At 62.2% G+C, this 19,221-nt stretch carries 11 protein-coding genes and 1 tRNA gene; 9 read left to right on the top strand and 3 right to left on the bottom strand.

Annotated features, from left to right (window positions below):
* Positions 1–25: 25 nt before the first annotated feature.
* The gene (locus IFT67_RS10165; RefSeq protein ID WP_197983048.1) at positions 26–445 is read right to left on the bottom strand and encodes a VOC family protein; all 420 of its coding nucleotides are present in this window, start codon (positions 443–445) and stop codon (positions 26–28) included.
* A gap of 272 nt (positions 446–717) precedes the next feature.
* Between IFT67_RS10165 and cobS the strand changes: the two genes are divergently transcribed.
* From cobS to IFT67_RS10135, 6 genes are all read left to right on the top strand, one after another.
* Complete coding sequence (gene cobS, locus IFT67_RS10160; RefSeq protein WP_056063837.1) at positions 718–1,722, top strand: cobaltochelatase subunit CobS; 1,005 nt, start codon at positions 718–720, stop codon at positions 1,720–1,722.
* A 4-nt stretch (positions 1,723–1,726) separates the two neighbouring features.
* Positions 1,727–3,550, top strand: a complete 1,824-nt coding sequence (cobT, locus tag IFT67_RS10155) for a cobaltochelatase subunit CobT (RefSeq protein WP_192238223.1) — start codon at positions 1,727–1,729, stop codon at positions 3,548–3,550.
* 7 nt (positions 3,551–3,557) lie between these two features.
* Positions 3,558–3,815, top strand: a complete 258-nt coding sequence (locus IFT67_RS10150) for a ribbon-helix-helix domain-containing protein (protein ID WP_192238222.1) — start codon at positions 3,558–3,560, stop codon at positions 3,813–3,815.
* Between the two features lie 72 nt (positions 3,816–3,887).
* Positions 3,888–6,371, top strand: coding sequence for a TonB-dependent receptor (locus IFT67_RS10145; protein ID WP_192238221.1), 2,484 nt, complete (start codon positions 3,888–3,890; stop codon positions 6,369–6,371).
* 58 nt (positions 6,372–6,429) lie between these two features.
* The gene (locus IFT67_RS10140) at positions 6,430–7,113 is read left to right on the top strand and encodes a Fe2+-dependent dioxygenase (protein WP_192146981.1); all 684 of its coding nucleotides are present in this window, start codon (positions 6,430–6,432) and stop codon (positions 7,111–7,113) included.
* A gap of 64 nt (positions 7,114–7,177) precedes the next feature.
* Positions 7,178–8,293 carry a PepSY-associated TM helix domain-containing protein gene (locus IFT67_RS10135; RefSeq protein ID WP_192146979.1) on the top strand — a complete coding sequence of 372 codons (1,116 nt, stop codon included), beginning with the start codon at positions 7,178–7,180 and terminating at the stop codon, positions 8,291–8,293.
* A gap of 158 nt (positions 8,294–8,451) precedes the next feature.
* Here the strand turns inward: IFT67_RS10135 and IFT67_RS10130 are convergent, their stop codons facing one another.
* Together IFT67_RS10130 and IFT67_RS10125 are read right to left on the bottom strand one after the other, a co-directional pair.
* A complete protein-coding gene (locus IFT67_RS10130; RefSeq protein WP_192146977.1) occupies positions 8,452–13,068 on the bottom strand; it encodes an NAD-glutamate dehydrogenase in 4,617 nt (1,538 codons plus the stop codon).
* Positions 13,069–13,144: 76 nt separating this feature from the next.
* A complete protein-coding gene (locus IFT67_RS10125; protein ID WP_192146975.1) occupies positions 13,145–14,227 on the bottom strand; it encodes a PAS domain-containing protein in 1,083 nt (360 codons plus the stop codon).
* Between the two features lie 200 nt (positions 14,228–14,427).
* On the opposite strand from IFT67_RS10125, the gene IFT67_RS10120 reads away from it, so the two are divergent.
* The 3 genes from IFT67_RS10120 (at position 14,428) to IFT67_RS10110 (ending at position 19,194) form a co-directional block, all read left to right on the top strand.
* A tRNA-Thr gene (locus IFT67_RS10120) sits at positions 14,428–14,503 on the top strand.
* 360 nt (positions 14,504–14,863) lie between these two features.
* Positions 14,864–16,342: a P-loop ATPase, Sll1717 family gene (locus IFT67_RS10115; RefSeq protein WP_192146973.1), complete on the top strand. Its 1,479-nt coding sequence runs from the start codon at positions 14,864–14,866 to the stop codon at positions 16,340–16,342.
* A gap of 872 nt (positions 16,343–17,214) precedes the next feature.
* On the top strand, positions 17,215–19,194 hold the full coding sequence (locus IFT67_RS10110) for a type I restriction-modification system subunit M (RefSeq protein WP_197983024.1): 1,980 nt from the start codon (positions 17,215–17,217) through the stop codon (positions 19,192–19,194).
* Positions 19,195–19,221: the final 27 nt, after the last annotated feature.

Here is a 19,221-nt window from a genome sequence, read left to right as displayed (position 1 = left end):
GATCCGTACTGCCGCGTAGAACGGATCAGTCGGGACCGGTCTGGCCCATCGTCGCGGCTGCGGCTGCCATGTCCATGAAGAACGGGCCCCAGCCATGGCCGTCGAGATCCTCGAAGGCGCGGCTGTACATGAAGCCCAGGTCCTCGGGGTCGTGCAATTCACGCCCCCCTGCCGCCACGGCTGCGTCGGTAATCGCATCGACCTCCGCCCGGTCGTCGAAGGACAAGGCCAGCAGCATGCCGCTGGTCGTCTTCGCATCGATGATTCGCTTGGTCGTGAAGGTCGAATAGAAGCCGTGGTCGAGCAGCATGACGGAGATCGTGTCGGACCACGCCATCGCCGAAGCCTGCTCGGTCGAGAACATCGCGTTTTTCTCGAACCCGATCGCCGTGTAGAACGTGGTCGCGCTGGCGACGTCGGCGACAGGCAGATTCACGAAGATCATCTTGCTCACGGCAACGCTCCTGGTTCGCCTCGGGGCCTCCTGGTTCGACTCGGAGTTCGTATCGGATGCCGTCGATGGTGATCTAAATTACCATGAAGTCCCGTGATCGTGCAAAATCTCGTCCGAACGGCGGTTGGCGGTGGACCTGTGGCGATCCCAAGGGAACCGAGCGCCTGCCGAGCGGTTCGTCACACTCTTCACGCTGCTCGCAAAGGTGGCGGTTGAGTAACGCCCCGTGCTTGCACTAGAGCTACCGGGAACACGAGGCCAACATGACCGATATCCCGAATACCCAGCCCGATAGCCGCGAGACCACGATCCTCGACGCACCCGACCGCATGGTGAAGGTGCGCGAGATGTTCGGGATCGATTCCGACATGGAAGTGCCGGCCTTCTCCGAAGCCGACGAGCGCGTGCCCGATCTCGATCCGGCGTACGTCTTCGATGCCGACACCACGCTCGCCGTCCTCGCCGGGTTTGCGCATAACCGTCGCGTGATGGTCCAGGGCTATCACGGCACCGGCAAGTCGACGCATATCGAGCAGGTCGCGGCGCGGCTGAAATGGCCGTGCATCCGCATCAACCTCGACGCGCATATCAGCCGCATCGACCTGATCGGCCGCGATGCGATCGTCCTGAAGGACGGCCAGCAGATCACCGAGTTCCGCGAAGGCCTGCTGCCCTGGGCATTACAGACGCCAACCGCGCTTGTGTTCGACGAATATGATGCCGGCCGCCCGGACGTGATGTTCGTGATCCAGCGCGTGCTGGAGACCGAAGGCAAGCTGACTCTGCTCGACCAGAACCGCGTGATCCGCCCGAACCCTTGGTTCCGCCTGTTCGCGACCGCCAACACGGTCGGCCTCGGCGATACAAGCGGGCTGTATCACGGCACGCAGCAGATCAACCAGGGCCAGATGGACCGCTGGAACATCGTCGTCACGCTCAACTATCTGCCCGCCAAGGTCGAGGCGCAGATCGTGCTCGCCAAGTCCGGCGAATATGACAAGCCCGAGGGCAAGAAGACCGTCGAGAACATGGTCCGCGTCGCCGACATGACGCGCAAGGGCTTCGTCAACGGCGACATCTCGACCGTGATGAGCCCGCGCACGGTGATCACTTGGGCGCAGAACGCGCTGATTTTCGGTGACGTCGGCTTCGCGTTCCGGTTGAGCTTCCTCAACAAGTGCGACGAGGCGGAGCGGTCGCTGGTCGCCGAATATTACCAGCGCGTGTTCGGCAAGGACCTCCCCGAGAGCGTGGTGGGCAAGGCCTAAACCTTTGGCCAACGAAACCCCTCTCGATCGCTTTAAGGCGGTTCTTGCCGGCACCGCGCGTGCGATCTCGGAGGAACCGGAGGTTGAACTCGCCTTCACCGCGGACGCGCCGACACAGTCGGGCAAGCACATCAAGGTGCCGATGCCCGCGCGTGCCCTGCCGCTGGAGCAGGTCGCGGAGGCGCGTGGGTTTGCCGACGGATTCGCGCTGCGATTGAAGCATCACGACATCGCGCTGCATAATCGTGCGGCGCCGATCGAGGCGGTGGCGCGTGCGGTGTTCGATTCCGTCGAGACCGCGCGCGTCGAGGCGCTCGGCTCGCGTGGCTATGCGGGCATCACCGAGAACCTCGACCGCGCGCTCGATGTACGTCTGCGCGCCGACCCGATCACACGCGCGCGCAATCGCGACGAAGTGCCGCTGTCGACCGCGCTTGGCCTGATGGTGCGCGAGCGGCTGACCGGACTGGAATCCCCCGCGATCGCCGCGCCCGGCCTCGCGCTCGTCCGCGAGTGGATCGAGAGCAAGACCGATCTCGACGCGCTGGCCTATGCGCTCGACGACCAGAAGGCGTTCCAGGGTCTTGCGCGGAAGATGCTGCAGGAGCTCGAACTGGTCGAAGGCGATCAGGTCCCCGAGGAGAGCGACGAAGGCGGCTCCGAGGACGAGGGCACCGACGAGCAGCAGCAGGACGAGGGGGACGAAGGCGACGACCAGGGCGAGGACGGCCAGGGCGAAGTCGAGGCACGCGGCGAACAATCCGAGCAGCAGAACGAGGAAAGCGACGGCCAGGAGCAGAGCGACGAGTCGATGGACGACATCGACGGCGAGCCGGGCGACGACGGCGAGGAAGGCATGCAGCCGGTCCGCCCGAACCGTCCCTTCGCGGACATGGGTGGCGCGTTCGACTACAAGCCGTGGACGACGCAGTTCGATGAGGTGATCGCCGCCACCGAGCTATGCGACGCCGACGAACTGGCACGCCTGCGCGGTTATCTCGACCAGCAGCTCGTGCACCTGCAATCGACCGTGTCGAAGCTTGCCAACCGGCTGCAGCGGCGGCTGATGGCGCAGCAGTCGCGGTCGTGGGATTTCGACCAGGAGGAGGGTATCCTCGACGCAGCGCGCCTCGCACGCGTGATCGTCAACCCGACGCTGTCGCTCAGCTACAAGGCCGAACGGGAGACCGACTTCCGTGACACCGTCGTGACGCTGCTAATCGATAATTCGGGATCGATGCGCGGGCGCCCGATCTCGATCGCGGCGATCAGCGCGGACATCCTCGCGCGCACGCTGGAACGCTGCGGCGTGAAGACCGAGATCCTTGGCTTCACCACACGCGCCTGGAAGGGCGGGCAGAGCCGTGAGACGTGGCTGGCCGCTGGCCGTCCGCCGCAGCCAGGTCGGCTCAACGACATTCGCCACATTGTCTACAAGCGTGCCGACGAGCCGTGGCGGCGCGCGCGGAATTCACTCGGCCTGATGATGCGCGAGGGGTTGCTGAAGGAGAATATCGACGGCGAAGCGCTGATGTGGGCGCATGCGCGTCTGGTCGCACGGCCCGAGGAACGTCGCATCCTGATGGTGATCAGCGACGGCGCGCCGGTCGACGATTCGACGCTCAGCGTGAACTCGGGTTCGTATCTCGAACGCCATCTGCGCCAGGTGATCGGCTGGATCGAGAGCAAGTCGCCGGTCGAACTGGTCGCGATCGGCATCGGTCACGACGTCACCCGTTATTACGCGCGCGCCGTGACGATCATGGACGTCGAGCAGCTCGGCGGCACGATCATCGAACAGCTGGCCTCGCTGTTCGACACCGAGTGATCACGGCTTGAGCGAGGGGCCGGGGATCGTCGCGCCATCGGACGGGTTTCACGGCCCGGTAAAACGATCGATCACGATTGCCGGCCACCAGACCTCGATCAGCCTAGAGCCCGTATTCTGGCAGGCGCTGGAAGCCGACGCGGTGCGCCACGGGCTGCCGCTATCCGCGCTCGTTGCCGAGATCGACGCGATCCGCATTGTCGCGCACGATCCCCCCAACCTCGCTAGCGCGTTGAGAACATGGCTCTTCAGTAACAATATGTGATAACCAGTCGCAATAGCGTTGACAGTGCGAACGACTCTCAATAGCGAGCCCCCAACTATCAAGGGGTTTCGCATGTCCGGTTTCTCGTCGCGCTCATCCGCCGCGCCTGCATTTCTGGCGCTTTCGTGCGTTGGATTCATCGCCAGCGCGCCGGCCCATGCCGCCGATCGCCCTGCCGAAGCAGCCAAGGTTCACGCGACGGACGATCAGGACAAGCAGCTCGAGCGCGACGAGATTGTCGTCAACGGCAAAAACGCGCCCGCGACCACGCTGGAGAGCCCGAAGGCAACGCGCAGCCTGCTAGACACCACGCAGACCGTGACGATTATTGGCGACCAGACGATCCGCAAGCAGAACCTGCTGACCCTGCGCGACGTGTTGCAGACGATCCCCGGCATCACCTTCGGCGCGGGCGAAGGCGGCGGCGGCTACGGCGACAGCATCAACTTGCGCGGCTATTCGGCCAACAACGACATCACGATCGACGGCGTCCGCGACAGCGCACAGTATAGCCGCAGCGAGACCTTCAACCTGCAACAGGTCGAGGTCTATAACGGCGCGAACAGCGTGTTCGGCGGCGGCGGATCGGTCGGCGGCACGATCAACCTCGTGACCAAGCGCCCGCAGGCGGAGACGCTGACGGTGGTATCCGGCGGCGTTGGCAGCGACGATTATTACCGCACGACAATCGATTCGAACGTCCGGGTCAGCGATCTGGTCGCGGTCCGCCTCAACGCAGTCGCGCACAAGAACGACATTCCGGGCCGCGACGTCGAGTATAACAAGCGCTGGGCGGTCGCGCCGTCGCTGATCGTCGGCGTCGAAGGGCCGACCAGCTTGACGTTGCAATATCTGCATCAGGAGGACGAGAACGTTCCGGTCTACGGCGTGCCGTATTTCCGTAACGCGGTGAACAACGGGCCGCTGCCGGGTGCCGACAATTCTGGCTATTACGGCATCCGGAACCTCGACGCGCAGGACATCACCGTCGACCAGGCGACCGCCACGGTCAGCCACAGCTTCTCCGACAAGGTCTCGATCCGCAATCTGAGCCGGTGGCAGCGCGTTCAGCAGGACTCGTTGACCAGCGCGCCGCAGGGTGTGTTCTGTCTGTCGACCGGGTTCCAGCCATTGCCGCTGACGAACGTCGCGACCACGCCTCTCACGTGCGCGGCGACGAGCGCTACCGGACCGCAGAACATTCCAGGCACCTATTATCCCAGTGGCCCGCGCGGTTTCGTGCGGAACCAGGAAAACCAAATTCTCTACAACCAGACCGATCTCCGCTCGGTCTTTGATACCGCCGGGCTCGAGCACACGCTGGTCCTCGGCGCGTCCTTCGCGCAGGAGGATTACACCATCGTCACGGGCAACACGCTGCGTACCGCGACCGGTGCGACGGTCGCCCAGCCACCGATCAACCTCGCCAACCCGAACACCGACTACAGCGGCGCATTTAACTTGATCCAGGCCGGCCGGTCGCAGGGCACCACCAGCAATGCGGCCGTCTACGCCTTCGACACGATCAAGGTGATCCCGCAGATCGAGGTCAATTTCGGCCTGCGCTACGAACATGCCAAGGGAACGTTCCGCGCCGACACCTTCTCGGTCGTGCCCGACGCGACGCTCGGCACCTATACGCGCGGCCTGAACCAGACGAGCGACGAAACCCTGTTCTCGTACCGCGGCGGCATCAACTTCAAGCCGATCGAGACGGTCAGCCTGTATGCATCGTACGGCAATGCGACCACGCCGACGTCTGCGACCGTCCGGCTCGGTTGCGGAACGCTGATCAATGCGCCCGCGGGTCAGTTGGACCCATGCGACGTAAAGCCGGAAAAGGCGGTGAACTACGAACTTGGCGCGAAGGCGGACCTGTTCTCGCGCAAGCTGCAACTTACCGCGGCCGTGTTCCGTAACGAGCGAACCAACTACCGCGTCGCCACGAACGACCCGATCGTCACGACTCTCGGCGTCAACGACGGCCGTTCGCGCGTCGACGGGATCGCGCTGGGCGCTAGCGGCAGCATTTCGCACGCCTTCTCGATCTTCGCCAACTACACGTATCTGAAGGCGAAGATCATCCAGAGCGTTTCGAACTTCTGTCTCGCCAATCCAGGGCCTGTCCGTACGACCGTCGGTACGGTCACGACGACGACCAACGCGTGCGGCAACTCGGCCGCGATCCTCGATACGCAGGCAGGGCAGGCGCTCGCGAATACGCCGAAGCATTCGGGCAGCCTGTTCGCGACCTACACGCTGCCGTTCGGTCTACAGCTTGGGTACGGTCTGACATATCAGGGTGCGTTCCCGTTGAACCAGAGTGCGTTGGCCACCCCGCTCGCGCCGACGACGGTCGTGACGCCGGTCTTCGACTCGGCGGATTACCTGACGCATCGCGCCTTCCTGTCCTACACCGTCGGCAACGGCCTGACCGCGCAGCTCAACGTGCAGAACTTCACCAACGAGAAATATTACACCGGCATCCGCAACAATGGTTGGGCGACGCCTGGCGAGGCGCGCTCGGTGCGGCTGACGCTGTTCTACAGCATGTGAGGCTCGGCGGCGGTACAGGGCGTTTGCCGGTATCGCCGCCGCATTCTAGAGTGATGGCATGTTGATCGCGATCCCCGATGTCCTCGATGCGGCCGGTGTCGCGCATGTCCGCACGCTGATCGATCAGGCCGAGTGGATCGACGGCAATGCCACGTCGGGGCCGCAAAGCGCGCTCGCCAAGCGCAACGAACAATTGCCCGAGGACTCGGCGGCCGCGCGCGAGGCGGGTGGGATCGTGCTCGACGCGCTCGGGCGATCGGCCTTGTTCGTCGCGGCGGCGCTCCCGCTGAAAGTGTTTCCGCCGCTGTTCAACCGCTACGCCGGCGGCCAGGATTTCGGGCTGCACGTCGACAACGCGATCCGGATGAAGCGCGGCACTGATTTCCGCATCCGCAGCGACCTGTCCGCAACGCTCTTCCTCGACGATCCCGCGACGTACGACGGCGGCGAATTGGTGATCGAGGATCAGTTCGGTCCACAGTCGGTCAAGCTGCCCGCCGGGCACATGGTCCTCTACCCCGCGTCCAGCCTGCACCGGGTGACGCCGGTCACGCGCGGGGTACGCACTGCATCGTTCTTCTGGCTCCAGTCGATGGTCCGCGACGACGGCGCCCGGCGGATCCTGTTCGATCTCGACCAGGGCGTGCAGGCGGTCGCGGCCGCACAAGGCCAAGGCGATCCGGCGACCGTGCGGCTGACCGGCGTGTACCACAACCTGCTGCGCCGCTGGGCGGACGCCTGACCCGCGATTGACGCGCGGCGATCCGCCTGCGACGCCGGCGCGAACAGGGCGGAGTGATGGGCGAATGAGCAAGCTGGCGATGCGGCGCGCGTGGTTCCAGGTCCACAAGTGGATCGGGCTGGTGCTGGCGATCCTGATCATCCCGCTGTCGCTCAGCGGCGCGGCGCTGGTGTGGCACGACGCGCTCGACCGGATCGTCGATCCGGCGCGCTATGCGGTCTCGGGGAGGACCGTGGTCGGGCCTGACAGCTATGTCGCGGCGGCGCGCGCGGCGCTGAAGCATGGCGAGCGGATTGCGAATTTGACGATGCCCGATGACGGCGGTCCGGTGGTCGTCGCGGCCAGTTCGGCCAGCGCATCGACTCGGCCCAGCCCGCCGCAGCGGACTATGGTGTATCTCGATCCACCGACCGCGCGTGTGCTCGAGGTTTCGCCGTCGAACGGCGGGCTCGTGCGGTTCCTCCACGTCCTGCACGGGAGCCTGCAACTGCCTGGCGTCGGGCGCTCGATCGTCGGCTGGATCGGCGTCGCGATGATGGTGTCGTGCTTTACCGGGCTGTGGCTGTGGTGGCCGACGGTGGGCAAGTGGACGCGCGGGTTGCGGTTCCGACGGCACCGAGATGTCGAGACGAACCTTCACCATCTGTTCGGCTTCTGGATCGCGCTGCCGTTGTTCGTGCTGTCGCTGACCGGTGCATGGATCTCGTTCCCGCAGTTTTTCGGGAAGCTCACCGGCGAGACGTCGCGGCCGAGAGCCGGTCCCGATCGCGGCGCGATGATGCGCGCAAAACCGCTGGCGTCGCCTGCGCAGCCACTCGCGGTGGCGATCGGCAAGGCGCGCGGTATAGTCGACAATGGGCCGTTGCGGAGCGTCACCTGGCCGACCGACCTTAGCGCGGACTGGACGGTGACGTTTCAGGCTAGAGGCTACGGTAGCGGCGCGCTGATCGGCGTAAAGGTGGCGGACGACACCGGCGGCGCGACCGCGGCACCCGCGCGGCCTCAGGGCGGCGTGGCGCGGTGGATGCGGCGGATCCACGATGGCACCGACATGGGGGCGCTGTGGCAGATCGTGATTTTTCTGGGCGGGATATTGCCGGCCGTGCTGGCGGTGACCGGCGTGATCATGTGGGTGCGCGCACGGAAGTGGAAGGCGGAGTTGGCCGCGCGGCGGACGTAACTCGTCCCTCGCCCCTTCGGGGAGAGGGAAGGAGGAGCCTCTTGGCGACGGGAGGGTGAGGGGTGTTGGGATCTGCGTCCCGAGCCCCATTCCCCTCACCTCCCACGCGCAAGAGCACGCGGGCCCCTCCCTCTCCCCGCAGGGGAGAGGGGTAGCAGTTACCGCCCCAGCAGCACCCGCGCCTGACCGGCGATCTGCGCCAGCATCGCCGCGTTCGGCACCGCCGCATGGCGCGCACGGTCGATCACCGCCTTGAACTGCGCGACCCGCGTGGCGTTCGTCAGCAGCCATTTCTCGACCGCACCCTGCGGATCCTGCGCCCCGCACCGCGCCAGGAACTCCAGCCGCAATTGCTGGAAGTCGCGTGCCAGCCCGGCGACCAGCAATCGCTCCCAGGGATCGGTCGGACTGATCCGCGCCGCATTCGCCTGCGCCCAGTCGAGCCCGAGTGCCTGCCCAAGATGCGTGAACGCCCGCGTCACCACCGCCTCGTCGAGCGCCATCCGCTCGCCGAGATCCGCCAGCCCGACTGCGCCGTCCATCTCGAACAGGCGAACGACCTTGCGCACCAGATCGCCCGGCGCACCGACCGCTTCGAGCTGCCCCGCGATACGGCTGCTCTGCGCGCTCGCCTCTTCGAGCAGCAACGCCGCGGTCTGGCTGTCGAGCTGAGTGATCCCTTTCGCCAACCGCGCGAGGACTTCGCCCGGCACGGCGCCCGGCGCCGACACGCGCAACAGGTCGGCGATCTGCGAGCGAGTCGCGACCGCCACCTCGTCGAACAATGCAATCCGCGCAGCCTCGGGCATTACGGCCGTCTCGATCTCCGCCCACAACGCAGGCAGGTCGAACAGGCGCTCGGCGACGACGAACATCGCCGCGATATCGCCCATCGCCGCGCCTTCCTCTTCGGCCAACTCGAACGGGTAGAGGATGCCCAGTCGGTTGACGATCCGGTTGGCAAGCTTGGTTGCGACGATCTCGGGCCGCAGCCGGTGCTCGTCGATCGCCGTCCCGAACCGCGCGCGCATCGCGGCGGGGAATGCGGCGTGCAGATCGGGCTTGAGCGCGTCGTCCTTGGCGATGTCGCTATGCTCGATCGCATCCTGCAACCCGAGCTTGGCCGTCGCCAGCAACACGGCCAGCTCAGGCCGCGTGAGGCCGAGACCATCCTGACCGCGACGCAGTAGGATGTCGTTCGATGCCAGCCCCTCGACCGCCCGATCGAGCCTGCCGCCGCCCTCGAAGATCTCGATCACGCGCACATAGCTCGGCACCGCGACCGCGCCGTCCGCCTCGGCGATCGACAGCGCCAGCGTCTGGAGGCGGTTGTCCTCCAGCACCAGATGCGCGACGTCGTCAGTCATGCTGGCGAGCAGCGTGTTGCGATCCTCATAGTCGAGGCGCCCCTCGATCATCTCGCGGTTGAGCGCGATCTTGATGTTGACCTCGTTATCCGAGCAGTCGACGCCGGCCGAATTGTCGATGAAGTCGGTGTTGATCCGCCCGCCGCGCGTCGAGAACGCGATACGCGCCGCCTGCGTGACGCCCAGGTTCGCGCCCTCACCGATCGCGATCACGCGCAGGTCCTCGGCATTGACGCGCAGGCGGTCGTTGGCCGGATCGCCGACCGCGACGTTCGCCTCGGACGCGGCCTTCACATAGGTGCCGATGCCGCCGAACCAGAGCAGGTCGGCCGGCGCCTTGAGGATCGCCGAGATCAGCGCGCCCGGCTCCATCTCGCTCGCCGTCAAGCCGAGCGCAGCCTGCACCTCAGGCGACAGCTTCACGACCTTGGCGGTGCGCGCGAACACGCCGCCGCCCTTCGAGATGAGGCTAGCGTCGTAGTCCGCCCAGCTCGACCGCGGCAGCGCGAACATCCGGTTGCGCTCCTCCCAGCTCGCCGCCGGATCGGGATCGGGATCGAGGAAGATGTGGCGATGATCGAACGCCGCGATGACCTTCAGCGTCTTCGACAACAGCATGCCGTTGCCGAACACGTCGCCCGACATGTCGCCGCAGCCGACCACGGTGATGCTCTCGCTCTGCACGTCGAGCCCGCGTTCGGCGAAGTGCCGCTGGACGCTTAGCCAAGCACCCTTCGCGGTGATCCCCATCGCCTTGTGATCGTACCCGACCGAGCCACCGGAGGCGAACGCGTCGCCGAGCCAGTAGCCGCGTTCGAGCGCAAGCGCGTTCGCCACGTCGCTGAACGTCGCGGTGCCCTTGTCGGCGGCGACGACGAAATACGGGTCCTCGCCGTCGAGGATCGTCACGCCGTCGGGATGGACGACCTTGCCCTCGACGATGTTGTCCGTGATCGACAGCAAGGTGCGGATGAAGATCCGGTAGCTCTCCGTCCCTTCGGCCAGCCACGCGTCGCGGTTCGACGGGGCGGGGAGTTGCTTTGGATAAAAGCCACCCTTCGCGCCTGTCGGCACGATGACGGCGTTCTTGACGCGCTGGGCCTTCATCAACCCAAGGATTTCGGTACGGAAATCGTCGCGACGGTCGGACCAGCGCAGGCCGCCACGTGCGACCGGACCGGCGCGGAGGTGGATGCCCTCGACGCGGGGCGAATAGACCCAGACTTCGCGCCACGGCACGGGCGCGGGCAGGCCGGGGATCAGATGGCTGTCGAGCTTGAACGCGAGCGCCTCCGACGATGCCGACGTGAACGCATTGGTCCGCAGGGTCGCTGCGATCAGGTTGCGATAGGCGCGCAGGATACGGTCGTCGTCGATCGCGGTGATCGCGTCGAGCCCGGCTTCGATCGCCTGATCCGCCTCGATCGCGTTACCCGGGTGCTCCGGATGATGGACGGCGGTGAAGCGCGCGATCAGAGCCGCCGCAACCTTCGGCGCACGCCGCAACGCATCGACCACGGTGGTCAGACCGTACGGAAGCCCCGCCTGGCGGAGATACCGGAACCACGCGCGGAACAGCACGATCGCCTCGGGACGCATCCCGAGTTCGACGATCAGCCGGTTGAACGCATCGTTCTCGGCCGCGCCTTCCAGCACCGCCGCGATCGCGCCTTCGAGCACGGGCGCGTCGCTCTGCTGCGCGGCGTCGTTCGCCTCCAGTACGAAATCATGCACGAACGGCACGCTGTCGTCGCGCAACCGCGTCGGCAGCTCCCCGATCACGCGGAAGCCGAAATTCTCCAGCACCGGTACGGCGTCCGACAGGGGGAGGGCGCCACCCAGCTTGTAAATCTTCAGCTGCGGATCGGCACCGGCCTCACCCGGGACGAGGCGCACGCCACGCGCGTCCGTATCGGCCAGCGCGGCGATCCGCTGGATATCCTCGGCAGCCTCCGCAGGGGTGCTGAGGTTGCGATAATTCTGCGGGAACGCAGCCGCCCATTTCAGCGCCAGACGCGCAGCGCGTGGCGGCGGCAAGGTCTCGACCAGCGCGGCCTCGACGTCCGAAACCCAGCCGCGCACCATCCGCTGCAGCCGCAGTGCAAGCGGCGCGACGTCGGGCATCCGTCCATCGCCGCGCAGATCGAGCGTGTAGCGGATCATCGCGACCTCGCCGTCCTCCAACGCGATCGACCAGTTGAGCACGGTCGCGTTCGCCGCCTCCGCCAGCATGTCGCCGATCGCGACCCGGCGGCTGGTGGTGACGTCGTCGCGCGGCAACCAGACGAACCCGAACAGGTGCCGCCCGAGCGCGGACTCGACCAGCACCAGCGCCGGCCGCGGCCGATCCGCAATGCTCATCGCAGTCAGCGCCAGATCCTCCAGCGCATCGGGTGCGAACGCGATCACCAGATCGTGCGGAAGCGCGGTAAAGGCATGCGTCAGCGCCTTGCCGGCATGCCCGCGCGGATCGAATCCGAACTTCGCCTTCATCGCGGCAAGGCGCGTACGCAACACCGGCACGTCGCGCGGCATCGCCGCCAGCGCTGCGCTGGTCCACAGCCCGCTATAGATCGACAGCCCGGCAACCGTCGCGCCTTCCATCACCGGCACCACGACCAGGTCGAGCGGCACGGCACGGTGTACGGTCGAGATCAGGTTCGACTTGAGCAACAGCGGCGCATCGTTGCCTGCCTCGAACCACTGGATCGCGAGCGCGCGCGAGGCTTCGGCGAGGATCGGCACGCGGTGTTCGTTTCGCGCGATGCCGAGCGCGGCACGGCCGCTCCCGTCGCGGTGCCAGATCTGGTGCCCGAGCAACGTCAGATGCCCGTTCAGGAACCACTGCAACAGCGCGGCACCTTCGCCCTCGGGCAGCATTGCGATATCGTCGTCGAGCGCCGCCTGCATTGCGCGCCAGTCGCCTACCGCGGCACGAACGTCGGCCAGCACGGCGGTCAGATCCTCGATCAGCCCGCGACGGTCGCGCGCATCGGCACGCTCCATTTCGAGATAGATCATCGATTCGGGGCGGCCTGCACCCTGGCCATCGGCGTCGATAGCATGCAGCGTGCCGTCGGGCGCGCGTGTCGTGCGGACGACGGGGTGGATGATCCGGTCTACCGCGATGTCCTGCGCACCGATCGCCGCGGCGATCGAATCGACCAGGAACGGCATGTCGTCGTTGACGATCGCGAGGCGCATCCGCCGCCGCGTGTCGTCCGCGCTGATCGGCTCGATCGCGATCGCCGGCGCACCGTCGTCGCGGTGCGCGGCGGTCGCGGCGACGAACGCCGCGGCCTGCGCGACCTCGCTCGCCCCGAAGTCCCTCAGTTCGCCCGGAAGGGCCCGTTCGGTCAGCCGGCCCGCGAGGGTTTCGGTGAGCGTCTTCAACGATTGGTTCGCCATAGGTCAGGGCCTATGCGCCTGCCTTCCGGCTAGCTCAACCCTTGTGGCAGGTGCGAAGGGATATGCTGCAACGCACCTAGATCGCGCCGTGCTCGGCCTCGGCGATCATGGTCAGGTCACCACCGAACCCGTCGAGAAAGCTTGGCAGTCCTCCGGTTGGCACATGGTGGCGCCGCGCGTGCCGCAGGACCGTGGCGAACTGCGCCAGTCGTGCCGCGCCGAACGCGGGACCGAACACGAGCATGACGATCCGTGTCGTCGTTTCCGTTTCGCCGGTAAGGCCCGGCGCGGACCACAGCGCCGCACCGTCGTTGCCGTCATATTCGGCTGACACGGCGAGGTCGTGCGCCTGTCCGAGCGCGCGGTGGAGTGCCGCGCGGCTTCGCGTCTCGGCGTCACGGACTTGCGCGGCGCTCTCGCGAGCCATCGTCAGTTGATCGCCGAGCGGTCCGGCGATGACGTCCGCGGGCAGCGGATCGTCGTCCGACAGGATTGCCTGTGCCTGGGTGTATGGGATCGACGGTTCGGCATCGAACCCGCCGCTTGGACCATCTGCCCAAATCTGCGCCCCGTCCGACGGCGCGGACTGTGCGGGCGGGGTGGTGCTGACCGAGGCATGGAGTTCGGCCGACAGTGCCTCCAGCATGTCCGCGTCGGCGAGTTCCTTCCAGTTGATGACGCCGTAGATGAAGTCGATCGAGTCGCCGCTCGACGAGAACGGCATCAGGATGCCGCGGTACAGCGTCGTGCGGCCGCGGCTGCTGACGAACTCCGCCTCGAAGCCGATCGGTGCGCGGTTGGCGATGATCTGGAGGTAATGGTCGGTGAGGCGGGAGAGCAGCGAGCGGCTCGGCACGTCGGCGATCGTCGCGATCGGCCCTTCCAGCCCGCATTCCTCGCGCAGCGCGCGGCCGAGATACGCGATCTTCGGGTCGCTCATGCCGCGGCTGAAGTCGAGCAGCACGCTGTGCGGTCCGAAATCGGTGATCGTCTCGGGTTCGAGGTTGGCGATCGACGGGTAGGGGCGGCCGTTCAGCAGCGACACCCAGTGGTTGTAGGCGCGGACGTGCATTCGTCGCTCGTCGCCGCCGAGGTCGAACATCACGTCGTTGACGCCAGCGTCCGCCATGTCGCGGACGAACGCCGTGCGCGCGTCCACGCCCCCGTGTTGTCCGTCGCGTCGGACTCCCATCGGTCCGTCGCTCAGCTCACAAACTCGATCCATGCCGACTGGCCCCCAAAATCACCGTTATACATCTACACCCCCATGGTGAACGACCCGTAAACACGCAAACCGCTTGTCAGCGCAAAAAAGCCCTGTTAAGCGCCGCCCCCTCGACCGGAGACATCCAGCGTCGGGCCGCTTTAGCTCAGTTGGTAGAGCATCGCATTCGTAATGCGGGGGTCACAGGTTCGAGTCCTGTAAGCGGCACCACCTACTTTATGGCACTTCCACTAGGGAACGGCGGCGGCTGAGGCTGAACTGTCTTTCCGGTGGGTAGCCGTTTGGGTCCTGCTTGGGGCGCTTTGGGCAGGGGACAGGGCAGCACCATTGGTCGCAGACCGTCCGACCGGCCCCTTTGAAACCCTCTTTAAGTGCGAGGAACGTGGGCTGGGTGTGCTGCTGAGCTTTCCCCACCCTTGTGCGATTTTGGCTTGCTTACCTTGTCATTAGCGCACCCAAACCGCGTCTTCCATCGTTGGCTAAACGATACGGCACCGTGCGGTGTTGACATGTACCTAAGACTGCTGACACTTCGGGAAAAACTGTCGGTCCGAGTTACGGGAGAGTGTTTTGGGTTACCTTGCAGATATTAGATACTTCGGCGATGTGGCTGCCGAGCAAGACTCCGACGTGCTGTCTTATTTTCTAAAGACACCAGCGATTGACGAGATATTGACAGGTAAAAAGCACCTTGTTTTGGGTCGGAAGGGCTCTGGAAAAACCGCGCTCGTCAAGTTTTTTGGTCGATCAACCGCTACTGAAATCAACATTCCGGTCAACCTAGATAATTATCCATGGAAGATGCATCAGACACGTAAAAATCTGGGTGTTTCTGACGTTGAAAGCTACGTTAGTTCATGGAAGTACTTCATAGCTGTTCAGGCAAATCAAGCATGCCTTGCCCACTCCAACTATAAAATAATTAAAGATAGTCAAAAGGCAGCGGATCATTTCTTGACAGAGAACTACGGCGGTTCTCGGATTAAACTAGAAGACGTATTGAAGCCAAAATCTCTTAAGCTCTCGAAATCATCATTCAAGCCGTCGGTTCTCGGGGTTTCTCTAGGGCAGGTCGATTTTGAAAATGCTCAGGGGGGTGTATCTCCTGAATTAGACGCGCTTACTGACGCACTGGTCCAAAATGCGCTGGTGATGATGAGTCAGCAAGGCATAAAAAGGATTAGTTTGCACTTTGACGAACTAGACAAGGGCCTGTCAACGTTTGATAATAGCAGAGAACAAATTCTGATTGGGTTAGTCTTAGCCTCTCGCAGCTTCTTTGCTAATTCTCATACATGTAATCGTGTGAACCCAATCGTGTACTTGCGCACTGATCTTTGGGAAGTGATGTCATTTTCTGATAAAAATAAAATTACAAACTCTTCGACGGTAACCTTGGAGTGGGACTCGGGCTCACTGAAAGAGCTTATATCTCGGCGAATCGAAAGCAAGATCGGTACTGGCAAAGGTTGGGACGATATTGAGGATGGCGAGCTGATGCGGGGCTCTCAAACGAAATGGAACCATATAATATCGCGAACCTTGCTGCGCCCAAGGGATATCATTCAGTTCTTAAATATTATCGCTGAACTGGCTATCAAAGGACTGCCTGATGCAGACATCATTGAAAACTCGGATATCATTGCGGCACGAGACGCATATTCAAAATACTTCAAAGGTGAATTAGACGACGAAATTAAGACTCATTGGCCTAAATGGATTGAGTCCATACAAGCTATTTCTGACATATCAAATCTTACGTTCACCCGTAGTGTTTTTGAAGGCGCTTGGAGGAAGAAAAAGGAGTCCGGTAAAATCTCAGTGGATGAGGTTTTGGAAACGCTTTATCAGTACTCTGTGATCGGTTACCGTCGGGGTATCGGCACTGGAGGAAGTGCTTGGGTATTTCAGTACACTAATCCCGACGCTGGATGGGACAATGCCGCCAGCCGCTTACAAGTCCATCCCGGTCTGAAAGAATTTGCGAAATTACGAGAAACGCGAGATATCAAGCCTAAACCTACTCTAGTCCGAAAGAAGTCCGCTTAGTCGGTTGCAGCTTGCTGCCTATCGAGGGCAAGTCACGTTCGAAAGTTGCACAGTTGCCGGACGGTTTGCCCGCTGAAAGCCTTGAGATCACGTGGCCAAACGCTGCGGGATCTTACTACCTGAGCGATGGCAAGAACGAGACCGGGTTGGAGAATGGGCCGGTTGTGGGGGAGGTAAGCATTTAGAGAGAGGCCGACAGCAAGGGACTGGCGACGCTCGTCGTGAATGCCGGTGGACCGAACAGCTACCGCTTCACCTATCAACCGAGCGACGTCGAACCGTTCGACTTTCAGGCGAGGGCGTTGGACGCCAAAGCGGATGTGCTGGAGGTCGAGCTCGGAAGTGCGTCGGCGAAGCTTCGACGGGTTCGGGACTGAAAACCTATAAGCGGTACCAACTTGCTTTATGGCACTTCCACAAGGGAACGGCGGCGGCTGGGGCTGGGGGGCTGGTCGGGGGGGTAGCCGTTCGGGTCCTGCTTGGGGCGCTTTACGTAGCAATGGGGCGCGACCCTTTCGGGATTTTCTATTGGGGGCAAGCGATCTGGCGTCAATTCCCCTGGGGTTTGGATGCGGTCGGTCATGGTGCCAGGTCTCGCACTTACATGGACCCTTTTTGATTGTAGGAGCTTGGCGAGATTCGTAAGGGTGTTACCGGAGTCACAACCGAAGGGTGTGCACGAGCATGGCTACAAACGCCCGAACTGCTGACACGGTAAGAATGGTTCACATCAGACTCGATGCCGACCTGCATCGTCGTGTCAGAATGCTCGTCGCCGCTGAAGATACTTCGGTCCAGGAATGGGCCTTAGCGGTTGTGACCAAGGCAGTATCAGAGCAGTGGCCTAACGTGGTCCGCGACGGAGATCGATTTTGAGCAACCCAGCGGCGAAAATTAACTCGAATGTAGCGCGTCCCATCGCCGTTATAGTTCAGCAAGGAAAAATTCTAGACTTCATCGACGGTCTCACGCAGCGGATTGAAACGCCAGAAGAGTATGTCCGGCAGGAAATCGCGAAATCGCTTGTTCGCGAGTATCAGTACGCCAAGGCTGAAATAGCCGTCGAGTTTACCTTGGCTGTAGGGTCGCGCAAGCCTAGAGCAGATCTTGTCATATTTGCGCCCGGCGAGCCGCATAAGCAAGACCGAGCCCGTCTCATAGTCGAATGTAAATCTCAGAAGACTAAATCCTCAGATCGAAGCGACGGAGTCGGCCAACTTCAAAGTTACATGGCTGCTTGCCCTAATGTCCAGTATGGTATGTGGACAAATGGTTTAGAGCGCTTCTGTTTTAAACGAGTGGAGTCGAACGGAGATATCTCATTTGATGAGATACCCGATATACTTACAAAAGGTCGATCCGAAGATGATATCGAGCGCCCTCGATTTGATCAGCTAAAAGCCGCGTCGTCCGATGCCCTGTTGTTTGCATTTCGTAGATGTCATAATTATATTGCCGGAAATCAAGGATTACAAAAGCCGGAGGCTTTCTGGGAGCTTCTAAAGATAATATTTTGCAAAATTCATGACGAGCGAAGTTCTAATGAAGTTGAATTTTTCGCTACTTCAAAAGAGCGGCATAGTCTGAATGGGCAAATCAAAGCTCGTAAGCGAATTGGCGATTTATTCAGTGAAGTAAAGGCGGAATATAAAACTATATTCAAAGAAAATGATGAGATTGACCTCAATGGCGAGGTCCTGTCTTATATCGTAAGTCAGCTTCAAATGTACTCTTTGCTGGAGAGTGATGTTGACGTAAAGGGGAGGGCTTACGAAGAGATCGTGGGATCGAATTTGCGTGGCGATCGAGGCGAGTTCTTTACGCCTCGCAACATATGCCAAATGGCTGTTTACATGCTCGATCCCGGCGAGCGCGATTTGGTAATGGACCCTGCCTGTGGAACCGGCGGATTTCTAATTACAGCAATGAATCATGTCATTGAGAAAGTACGCCTTGCAGAGATCGAGAAATGGGGCGGCAATCTTGAACGCGCAGAAACCGCTATAAGGGCAAGGATCCATAAGTTCGCTCAAAACTACATTGTTGGAACGGATCTTAACCCTAATTTGGTTAAGGCCGCCAAGATGAATATGGTTATGAATAACGACGGCTCGGGCGGTTTGTATCAGGCTAACGCACTACATTCGCCGGCGCGTTGGGAAGATACTCTCCGAAACCGTCATATTCTCGGTACTATAGATTTGCTGTTTACAAATCCCCCCTTTGGCTCGAAAATTCCTATTGATGACCCAGCTATTTTGGAAATGTACGACCTAGGGCATCAATGGTCGTACGATGCCTCATTAGACTCGTGGAGCATTCAGGAAGCGGTCCAAAAATCTCAACCGCCCGAAATCCTGTTCATCGAGCGGTGCATCAAGCTGCTAAAACCCGGCACTGGACGATGCGCGGTGGTACTGCCTGACGGGATATTGGGCTCACCCGGCTTAGGTTACGTTAGGGACTGGATACTGCGTCAAACAAAAGTTCTGGCTAGCATCGATCTTCACGCTGACACCTTTCAGCCCCACGTATCGGTTCAAACTAGTGTCCTAGTTCTTCAGCGAAAATCCGCGGAAGAAGTCGCTATCGAGAAAGCTGCGGGCAAGCTAAACGACTATCAAGTATTCATGGCGGTAGCCAATCATATAGGTCACGATAAACGCGGCAACGTGACCTATGTCCGCGATCGGCAAGGGCACGAAATAGTCGAAGAAATTGATGAGCAGGCGATTGAATATGTGGATGGTCAAAAAATAATTAAGCAACAGCGCACACTTAAAAAAGTCGTAGACGATAATACCCTTCAAATCGCACAGGCATTTCGCGCATGGCTATCAGAGCAAGACTAAGCGCCCCACGGCCGGTCCGTAGCGACT

This window comes from Sphingomonas sp. CFBP 13728, from assembly GCF_014841895.1.
Classification (GTDB): domain Bacteria; phylum Pseudomonadota; class Alphaproteobacteria; order Sphingomonadales; family Sphingomonadaceae; genus Sphingomonas.
Note: the sequence above shows the minus strand (reverse complement) of the source record. Positions and strands in the feature narration are given on the sequence as shown.

Coding starts and splice junctions, on each gene's coding strand:
- cobS (WP_056063837.1), top strand. CDS start 718: ATGACCGATATCCCGAATACCCAGCCCGATAGCCGCGAGACCACGATC.
- IFT67_RS10165 (WP_197983048.1), bottom strand. CDS start 445: ATGATCTTCGTGAATCTGCCTGTCGCCGACGTCGCCAGCGCGACCACG.
- IFT67_RS10140 (WP_192146981.1), top strand. CDS start 6,430: ATGTTGATCGCGATCCCCGATGTCCTCGATGCGGCCGGTGTCGCGCAT.
- IFT67_RS10145 (WP_192238221.1), top strand. CDS start 3,888: ATGTCCGGTTTCTCGTCGCGCTCATCCGCCGCGCCTGCATTTCTGGCG.
- IFT67_RS10130 (WP_192146977.1), bottom strand. CDS start 13,068: ATGGCGAACCAATCGTTGAAGACGCTCACCGAAACCCTCGCGGGCCGG.
- IFT67_RS10135 (WP_192146979.1), top strand. CDS start 7,178: ATGAGCAAGCTGGCGATGCGGCGCGCGTGGTTCCAGGTCCACAAGTGG.